General features: G+C 42.8%; 8 protein-coding genes. 6 read left to right on the top strand and 2 right to left on the bottom strand.

Translation table 11 applies throughout. The features are described 5' to 3' along the window. Positions 1–115 precede the first annotated feature (115 nt). Positions 116–2,275, bottom strand: coding sequence for a class 1b ribonucleoside-diphosphate reductase subunit alpha (nrdE, locus tag AC4HAN_RS04635; RefSeq protein ID WP_491091427.1), 2,160 nt, complete (start codon positions 2,273–2,275; stop codon positions 116–118). 102 nt (positions 2,276–2,377) lie between these two features. After that, on the bottom strand, positions 2,378–2,602 hold the full coding sequence (locus tag AC4HAN_RS04630; RefSeq protein ID WP_491091426.1) for a redoxin NrdH: 225 nt from the start codon (positions 2,600–2,602) through the stop codon (positions 2,378–2,380). Positions 2,603–2,892: 290 nt separating this feature from the next. Between AC4HAN_RS04630 and AC4HAN_RS04625 the strand changes: the two genes are divergently transcribed. The 6 genes from AC4HAN_RS04625 (at position 2,893) to AC4HAN_RS04600 (ending at position 9,222) form a co-directional block, all read left to right on the top strand. Next, positions 2,893–3,015, top strand: a complete 123-nt coding sequence (locus AC4HAN_RS04625; RefSeq protein WP_491091425.1) for a hypothetical protein — start codon at positions 2,893–2,895, stop codon at positions 3,013–3,015. Positions 3,016–3,037: 22 nt separating this feature from the next. Further along, the gene (gene icd / locus AC4HAN_RS04620; protein WP_491091424.1) at positions 3,038–4,213 is read left to right on the top strand and encodes an NADP-dependent isocitrate dehydrogenase; all 1,176 of its coding nucleotides are present in this window, start codon (positions 3,038–3,040) and stop codon (positions 4,211–4,213) included. A gap of 198 nt (positions 4,214–4,411) precedes the next feature. After that, positions 4,412–5,206 (top strand): putative ABC transporter permease, encoded by a 795-nt coding sequence (locus tag AC4HAN_RS04615; RefSeq protein ID WP_491091423.1) that lies wholly within the window; start codon positions 4,412–4,414, stop codon positions 5,204–5,206. 354 nt (positions 5,207–5,560) lie between these two features. After that, on the top strand, positions 5,561–5,824 hold the full coding sequence (locus tag AC4HAN_RS04610; protein ID WP_003089104.1) for a phosphocarrier protein HPr: 264 nt from the start codon (positions 5,561–5,563) through the stop codon (positions 5,822–5,824). Between the two features lie 4 nt (positions 5,825–5,828). Continuing rightward, positions 5,829–7,562: a phosphoenolpyruvate--protein phosphotransferase gene (gene ptsP / locus AC4HAN_RS04605; RefSeq protein WP_491091422.1), complete on the top strand. Its 1,734-nt coding sequence runs from the start codon at positions 5,829–5,831 to the stop codon at positions 7,560–7,562. Between the two features lie 232 nt (positions 7,563–7,794). Then, complete coding sequence (locus tag AC4HAN_RS04600) at positions 7,795–9,222, top strand: NADP-dependent glyceraldehyde-3-phosphate dehydrogenase (protein ID WP_491091421.1); 1,428 nt, start codon at positions 7,795–7,797, stop codon at positions 9,220–9,222. Positions 9,223–9,264: the final 42 nt, after the last annotated feature.

The following is a 9,264-nucleotide window of genomic DNA, read 5'->3' as shown; positions in this document are numbered from 1 at the left end:
AGCAGAAGGTGTCGATAATACAGCTTCTGCGAAGTTAGTAAGTGAACTAGCCAAACCGCCGATAGCGGTTGGCGTGTCAAACATAGGAGCTTTAGCTCCAAGTTTGACTGTTCAGTTAAATCACACAGCTTTCACATTGGTTTGAACCAATCTCATCACCGTCATCGGTGAAGGTGCGGATATAGTAAATGGACTTGATTCCCTTATTAAAGGCATAGTTGCGAAGGATGGACAGATCGCGTGTCGTTTGTTTGCTTTCTGTTTTCCATTCATAGAGCCCTTGAGGAATATCGCTGCGCATAAAGAGCGTAAGCGATAAGCCTTGATCGACATGTTCAGTTGCAGCAGCATAGACATCAATAACTTTTCGCATATCCATATCATAGGCTGAGGTGTAATAAGGAATCGTATCCGTTGATAAACCGGCTGCCGGATAGTAAATTTTACCGATTTTCTTTTCCTGACGCTCTTCAATACGCTGCGTGATAGGGTGAATTGAAGCAGACACATCATTGATATAAGAAATCGATCCATTTGGAGCCACCGCTAAGCGATTTTGATGGTAAAGCCCATCTGTCATAACAGCCTGACGCAGAGCCTGCCAGTCAGCAGCCTGAGGAATGAAGTGATCTTTAAACAGTTCCTTAACAAGGTCGGATTTTGGAACGAACTGGCCAGTGACATACTTATCAAAATAAGAGCCGTCAGCGTATTTTGACTTTTCAAAACCGACAAAGGATTCCTTGCGTTCACGGGCAATATTATTGGATTCCACCAAGGTCCAGTAATTCATAAGCATAAAATAGATATTGGTAAATTCAATAGATTCCGGACTGCCGTACTCAATGTGATGCTGTGCCAAGTAGGAGTGCAGTCCCATGGCACCGAGCCCGAACGTGTGAGCCTGAGCGTTGCCGTGCTTGATAGTTGGAACAGCTTCAATGCTTGATGAATCTGTCACAAAGGTCAGTGCGCGTGTCATGGCTTTGATGGAGCGGCCAAAGTCAGGGGAAGTCATCATATTGACAACATTTGTTGAACCAAGATTACATGAAATATCGGTTCCCATTTTAACAAATTCCTGAGCATCGTTGATTTCACTCGGTGTTTGTACCTGCAGAATTTCCGAACAGAGATTGGACATGACAATTTTGCCGTCAATCGGGTTGGCACGGTTGGCAGTATCGACATTGACAACATAAGGGTAGCCTGATTCCTGCTGCAGTTTGGAGATTTCCGTTTCCAAATCGCGGGCACGAATCTTGGTTTTGATAATATTAGGATTGGCCGCCAATTCGTCATATTTTTCCGTAATATCTATATAATTAAAAGGAATGCCGTACTCACGTTCGACAGAATAGGGGCTAAAGAGATACATGTCTTGATTCTTGCGGGCCAATTCATAAAACTTATCCGGGATGACAACACCCAAAGATAAAGTTTTGACACGAACCTTTTCATCGGCATTTTCTTTTTTAGTAGAAAGAAAGGCGATGATATCCGGGTGAAAGACATTGAGGTAAACAACCCCCGCACCTTGGCGCTGACCCAATTGGTTGGAGTAAGAAAAGCTGTCTTCAAAAAGCTTCATGACAGGAACAACTCCTGAGGCTGCACCGTCAAAGCCCTTGATAGGAGCTCCGGCTTCGCGCAGATTGCTGAGGGAAATTCCCACACCGCCCCCGATACGGGATAACTGCAGAGCAGAGTTGATAGAGCGGCCGATAGAATTCATGTCATCGGTCACCTGAATAAGGAAACACGAAACCAATTCGCCTCGGCGGCTGCGGCCGGCATTAAGAAAGCTTGGTGTCGCAGGCTGATAGCGCTGAGCAATCATTTCCATGGCCAGATCTTTTGCCAGTTCTTCATTGCCGTCAGCAAAGTAAAGAGCATTGAAGAGAACACGGTCTTCAATATTTTCAAGATAAGCTTCGCCGTCATTGGTTTTAAGAGCGTATTGCTGGTAGAATTTATAGGCCGCCATAAATGATTTAAAATGGAAATCATAATCATAAAGAGACCGGGAAAGCTTTTCGATAAATTCAGGTTTGTATTTGGCAATAAAAGCTGATTCAATATAGTCATTGTCAATCAGAAAACGAATCTTATCCGTAATACTGTCAAAAGCTTTGGTATTCGGGCGTACATTTTCAGCAAAGAAAGCATTCAGGGCTTCTTTGTCCTTATGCAGCGGAATCTGCCCGTTGACGGGACGGTTAATTTCATTGTTGAGGCGGAAGTAAGAGACATCGCCGAGATTTTTGAGACTCATCTATAAGTTCCTATTCCTTACTAATTTCATCATGTTTTCTTTGGATAAGGGCAGAGCTGTGTTTTTAAAGCAGCCGGCCTTAGTTGTTTAAAATCCTTAAATTTAAATAAGGGCTTTTAATTTGGCAGGCTGAAAACCTGAAAAGACTGTGTCACCTGCTTCAATGACAGGAGCAGCAGTAAAGCCTAAGCTTTTTACATAGTCAATTTTGTCCGGCTGTTCATCGATATTGATTTCTTCAAAAGCAACATCGTGCTGTTCCAGGAACTTCTTGGTCATTTTGCATTGCATGCAGTTATTTTTTGAAAAAACAGTTATTTTGGCCATTTTCTTCTCCTAAAATTTAGATTTTTTTACAAGTTGCTTTACTAGGATATCTAAATTCAGGAAAAAAAGCAAGAAAATTTGCTTGAAAAAACACAAAATATAGTATAGCTATCTTAGAAGTTCCACAAGATATAGTGTTTTTGGGCTGTGCCTGCCTTCAATAGACCAAAGACTGCCAGTACAGCACAGAATGCAGGTCCATATTTGTCCGATGGTCCAGAAAATTGTATAATTTTCATTAAATAAGCTAAAAAAAGCTCCACAAGGCTACTGACGCATCAGTTTTTCCTTTGGATCAGCAAGTCAGCCATTATGATTTTCAAAAATCTGCAGGTGTTCCAACAGCCGTCGGTTTGGCTGCTATGCGTGATGCTGTTCTTCAAATTGGCGGTACTTTCAGTGGCTGTTCTTAAGAAATAAAACGGAGATTAACCAATGGCAGAAAAAGTAACATTTAAAAACGGGAAATTACACGTTCCTGACTGTCCTGTTATTCCTTATATTGAAGGAGACGGTGTCGGGCAGGATATCTGGAAGAACGCACAGCCCGTATTTGACCGGGCGGTTGAAAAAGCCTATAAAGGTAAGAGACAAATCGAATGGCTGGAAGTCTTAGCCGGAAAAAAAGCCTTCAGCCAAAGCGGCGTCTGGCTGCCAGATGCCAGCTTGGAAGTTATCAAAAGTCACCTGCTTGCTATAAAAGGCCCTTTGGAAACACCGGTTGGCAGCGGTATCCGATCACTAAATGTTGCTTTGCGTCAGGAACTGGATCTTTTTGCCTGTGTCCGCCCTGTCCGCTATTTCCAAGGTGTTCCCAGTCCGCTTAAGCACCCAGAGAAAACAGACATCACTATCTTTCGTGAAAATACGGAGGATATTTATGCAGGGATTGAATGGGAGGCCGGCAGCAGTCAGGTTCAAAAGGTCATTGAGTTTTTGCAGACACAGATGCAGGTTCAAAAAATCCGTTTTCCTGAGAGCAGCAGTATCGGTATCAAGCCGATTTCTATTGAAGGCAGCAAACGTCTGATTCGATCAGCTATTGACTATGCTCTGGCTAAGGGGCTTAGGAAGGTCACATTAGTACACAAGGGAAACATTCAAAAATTTACAGAAGGAGGCTTTAGAAAGTGGGGTTATGAACTGGCTCAAGAGGAGTATGCTGCTGAACTTGAAAAGAGCCGACTGGTGGTTGATGACATCATTGCCGATAATTTCCTGCAGCAGATTCTTCTCAATCCTGAACGTTTTGACGTAGTTGCTCTGACCAATCTCAATGGTGACTATGCCAGCGATGCTTTGGCAGCACAGGTCGGCGGCATCGGTATTTCACCCGGAGCTAATATTAATTATCAAACGGGGCATGCTGTTTTTGAGGCAACGCACGGTACTGCTCCGGATATAGCAGGACAAAATAAGGCCAATCCTTGTTCACTGCTCCTGTCGGGCTGCATGCTGTTTGAGTATATAGGCTGGAAAGAAGCGGCTGAACTGATAAAAGCAGCTATTGAAAAAACTTTTGCTGCCGGCTGTTTTACAGCTGATCTGGCAGGAGAAGCACCGTCTTATTCAACCAGTGAATTTACCAAAGTGCTGATGGAAAACCTATAAGAAAAATGACTGACGAACTGAAACGGCATCCAGCTGTCAGATTTTCTGCTTGATTTTTGGAGTCAGTCCAGCAGTTTTTAGCTGCCGCTGTGATCTATGAATAATAATCCAGACCTGTATTTCTTCTTTTAATCCTGTTTGGTATCTATGGCTGAAAAGAGATATAATATAACTATATATCAGGAAAGGCGGCTGTTTATGCCCTATTCACTTTCGGATCTTATCTATCTTTTCTTTGTTTATTCATTTATAGGCTGGCTGTGGGAGACCGTTTACTGCTCTATTCAGGACAGACAGTTTGATTACCGCGGTTTTTTGTTCGGACCTTACTGTCCGGTCTATGGTTTTGCAGTGACGACTGTTTTGATTTTTACCGACCCTTTTCAGGACAATCTTCTTGGGCTCTTTTTGAGCGGCATCGTGATTGCAACAGCTTTTGAATACTTTGCCGGCTGGTTTTTAGAAACCTTCTTTCACATGAAATTGTGGGACTACAGTCAGGAATTTGGTAATATAAAAGGAAGAATTGCACCGCTTATTTCACTTTTTTGGGGACTGGGCATCGTCGTTCTTGTTCGCTGGATTCAGCCAAGTGTCATGGCACTTATCCTCAGACTGGACGACTGGTGGGCAGGTGTGATTGTTTTTGTGATGATGCTTGACTTTATCTGGACGGTCAGGGATACTGTTAAATTTCACGAGGCTGCGCTTGCTCTCGAGGAATATATCCGAGCAGAGCAAGAACGTATCAGAGAATCTGTCAGGCAGGAAGTCGATGATTTAGCGGAGCAGGCCGAGCTTATCAGCCAGCGCTTAGCAGAATTTCGCCTACATCTGGATGACTTTTTACATGCTAAAAGCATTCGGCCTTTCCGATTCAATCAGCGCCGTCTTTTAAGGAACTACAGTAAATTTAAGGAAATTGATGCTCCGTTTGTCACAGAAGTCCGTAAGCAGGCAGCGTCATTTAAAGACAGAGTCAAAAAGAAATAGCGCAGCTGCTGTTTCTTTTTGATTTGGTCTAAGCAAAGGGACAGGCCTGGGTCTGATTGTCAGTTTTTGAGATGCCAATAGGGAGATTTCGTGACATTTGTCATTATTTCATTTTTCCTGACTGAGGGTTGTACAGTATTTTTCAAAGGAGGTGTGCACAGTATTTCCAACGCTTGCTTGGCCGGCAGGAGAGCCTTATAAAAAGCACTGTAAATTATTGAAAATGATTTGCATTATTCTTCCAATTTGGACTTTAGTTCTTGAAAATCGAATTTCAATATGCTATAATCTAGAATTGTAAGGGTTATCATCAGGATAATTCAAAAAAACACATATTAAAAGGAGAACCATACTATGGCTTCAAAAGATTTTCACATTGTTGCAGAAACAGGAATTCATGCGCGCCCAGCTACTTTGCTTGTGCAAACAGCAAGCAAATTTGCTTCAGATATTACACTTGACTACAAAGGAAAAGCTGTAAACCTTAAATCAATCATGGGTGTTATGAGCCTTGGTGTTGGTCAAGGTGCAGATGTTACAATCACTGCCGAAGGTGCAGATGCTGATGATGCAATTGCAGCTATTGATGAAACTATGACTAAAGAAGGATTGGCATAAAGATATGACAGAAATGCTTAAAGGAATTGCAGCATCTGACGGTGTTGCCGTTGCTAAGGCATATCTGCTTGTCCAGCCGGATTTGTCCTTTGAGACAGTTACTGTCGAAGATACAAAGGCCGAAGAAGCTCGTTTGGATGCAGCTCTAGAAGCTTCCCAGGACGAGCTTTCTCTTATCCGTGCAAAAGCAGTAGATACCCTTGGCGAAGAAGCCGCAGCTGTATTTGATGCTCATTTGATGGTTCTTGCAGATCCGGAAATGATCGGTCAAATCAAAGAAACGATTCGTGCAAAACAAGTTAACGCAGAAAGTGCTCTTAAAGAAGTAACAGACATGTTTGTGACCTTGTTTGAAAACATGGAAGACAATCCCTACATGCAGGAACGTGCGGCGGATATTCGTGACGTTGCCAAGCGTGTTTTGGCTCATCTTTTAGGTGTTGAACTGCCAAATCCGGCAACTATCAGCGAAGAATCAATTGTGATTGCGCACGACTTGACTCCGTCTGACACTGCTCAGCTGGATGCTAATTTTGTTAAGGCTTTCGTCACTAATATCGGCGGCCGTACCAGCCACTCAGCTATCATGGCAAGGACGCTTGAAATTGCTGCGGTGCTTGGAACAAATGACATCACTGAACGTGTTAAAAACGGAGACATTGTTGCTGTCAACGGTATCACCGGTCAGGTTATTATTAATCCGACTGATGAGCAAGTGGCAGAATTTAAAGCAGCCGGCGAAGCCTATGCGAAACAAAAAGCTGAGTGGGCTCTCCTTAAAGATGCTGAAACAGTGACTGCTGATGGCAAACATTTTGAATTGGCTGCTAATATCGGTACACCTAAAGATGTTGAAGGCGTTAACAACAACGGTGCTGAAGCTATTGGTCTCTACCGTACAGAGTTCCTTTATATGGATTCACAGGACTTCCCGACAGAAGATGAGCAATACGAAGCTTATAAAGCTGTTCTTGAAGGCATGAACGGTAAACCGGTCGTAGTGCGTACAATGGACATCGGCGGAGACAAAGAACTTCCTTACTTTGATTTGCCAAAAGAAATGAACCCATTCCTTGGTTTCCGTGCGCTTCGTATTTCGATTTCAGAAACCGGCAACCAAATGTTCCGGACACAATTGCGTGCTCTTCTGCGTGCATCTGTGCATGGTCAATTGCGCATCATGTTCCCGATGGTGGCTCTTGTTACTGAATTCCGCAAGGCTAAAGGAATCCTTGAAGAAGAAAAAGCAAAACTTAAAGCAGAGGGTGTTGCTGTCTCTGATGATATTCAAGTAGGTATCATGATTGAAATTCCAGCAGCAGCGATGCTGGCGGATCAATTTGCCAAAGAAGTTGATTTCTTCTCTATCGGTACAAATGACCTCATCCAATACACGATGGCAGCTGACCGTATGAACGAACAAGTTTCATACCTCTACCAACCATATAACCCATCAATTCTTCGCTTGGTTGACCGTGTTGTTAAAGCGGCACATGCTGAAGGTAAATGGGCTGGTATGTGCGGTGAAATGGCTGGCGATCAAACGGCTGTTCCACTCTTGGTCGGTATCGGACTTGATGAATTCTCAATGAGTGCAACTTCTGTTCTGCGCACGCGCAGTCTCATGAAGAAGCTTGATACCAAGAAAATGGAAGAATTGGCTCAGCGCGCTCTTACGGAATGTGCTACCATGGAAGAAGTTCTTGAACTTGAAAAAGAATACATTGATTTTGATTAATCAGGAAAAAGATTGGAAATGCAATTTCCGGTCTTTTTTTGTAAAGCGGCTTCTATTTTTCTCTTAACTGCGTTTAAAGGATTTAAAAATCCGCAGGCCGGCTAAATTATTAGGCGAAGTAAAAGGAAATAAATCGTTTTGTCTTAATTTTCTGACTTTTGTCGTAGTAAAAGATTGAAAAAAATCAAAAAAGTGATAAAATAAGGATATTACAGTAAAAAGGAGATATACTTTGACAAAACAGTATAAAAATTATGTCAACGGTGAATGGAAACTATCTCAAGATGAGATTAAAATTTACGCTCCCGCTTCAGGTGAAGAGCTTGGTTCTGTTCCTGCTATGAGCACTGATGAAGTAGATTATGTCTATGCTTCAGCTAAAGCTGCATTTCCGGCTTGGCGTGCGCTTTCTTATGTGGAGCGTGCTAACTATATCCGCAAAGCAGCTGATATTTTGCAAAGTAAGGCAGAAGCGATCGGTTCTGTCCTTTCCAAAGAAATTGCTAAAGGGCTAAAATCATCTGTCGGTGAGGTTACACGTACAGTAGAAATCATGGAATTTGCGGCTGCTGAAGGCGTTCGTACACAAGGTGAAGTCCTTGAAGGCGGAAGCTTCGAAGCTGCCAGCAAGAAAAAAATTGCCGTGGTTCGCCGTGAGCCAGTAGGACTTGTTTTAGCGATTTCGCCATTTAATTATCCAGTGAATCTTGCCGGTTCAAAAATTGCTCCGGCGCTTATCACAGGAAATGTTGTTGCCTTTAAACCACCAACGCAAGGTTCAATTTCTGGTCTTCTTTTGGCAGAAGCCTTTGCAGAAGCCGGACTTCCTGCCGGTGTCTTTAATACAATTACCGGACGCGGTTCTGTTATCGGTGATTATATTGTTGAGCATAAGGCTGTTGACTTTATCAACTTTACCGGTTCGACACCGGTTGGTGAAAATATTGGCCGTTTGGCTGGTATGCGTCCAATCATGCTTGAACTTGGCGGTAAAGATGCGGCTATCGTGCTTGAGGATGCTGATCTTGAGCTGACAGCTAAAAATATCGTTGACGGTGCCTTTGGCTACTCAGGTCAGCGTTGTACAGCTGTTAAACGCGTTCTTGTCATGGACAGCGTTGCTGATGAATTGTCTAAGCTTATCGTTGAGCGGGTCAATAACTTAACTGTTGGTTTACCGGAAGATAACACTGACATCACACCATTGATTGATACTAAAGCTGCTGATTATGTAGAAGGTCTTATCAATGATGCCAAAGAACGCGGTGCAACAGCCCTGACTGACATCAAACGTGAAGGCAATACTATTTATCCGACAGTCTTTGATAATGTCACAACGGACATGCGTTTGGCTTGGGAAGAACCATTTGGTCCAGTGCTTCCGATTATTCGTGTCAATTCAATTGAAGAAGCTGTTCACATTGCTAACCAATCTGAATTTGGCTTGCAAAGTGCTGTTTTCACCAATGATTATCCAATGGCTTTCAAAATTGCAGAGCAGCTTGAAGTCGGTACTGTTCATATCAACAATAAGACACAGCGCGGTACAGATAACTTCCCATTCTTGGGTGCTAAAAAATCAGGTGTCAATACACAAGGTGTTAAATACTCTATCGAAGCTATGACTAGAATTAAATCAGTTGTATTTGATATCAAATAAACCTTTATGAAACTCAGTTTTTGCTGAGTTTCATTTAATTTT

The organism is Streptococcus sp. ELY_86, assembly GCF_058314495.1.
Note: the sequence above shows the minus strand (reverse complement) of the source record. Positions and strands in the feature narration are given on the sequence as shown.

Coding starts and splice junctions, on each gene's coding strand:
- nrdE (WP_491091427.1), bottom strand. CDS start 2,275: ATGAGTCTCAAAAATCTCGGCGATGTCTCTTACTTCCGCCTCAACAAT.
- AC4HAN_RS04630 (WP_491091426.1), bottom strand. CDS start 2,602: ATGGCCAAAATAACTGTTTTTTCAAAAAATAACTGCATGCAATGCAAA.
- icd (WP_491091424.1), top strand. CDS start 3,038: ATGGCAGAAAAAGTAACATTTAAAAACGGGAAATTACACGTTCCTGAC.
- AC4HAN_RS04615 (WP_491091423.1), top strand. CDS start 4,412: ATGCCCTATTCACTTTCGGATCTTATCTATCTTTTCTTTGTTTATTCA.
- AC4HAN_RS04610 (WP_003089104.1), top strand. CDS start 5,561: ATGGCTTCAAAAGATTTTCACATTGTTGCAGAAACAGGAATTCATGCG.
- ptsP (WP_491091422.1), top strand. CDS start 5,829: ATGACAGAAATGCTTAAAGGAATTGCAGCATCTGACGGTGTTGCCGTT.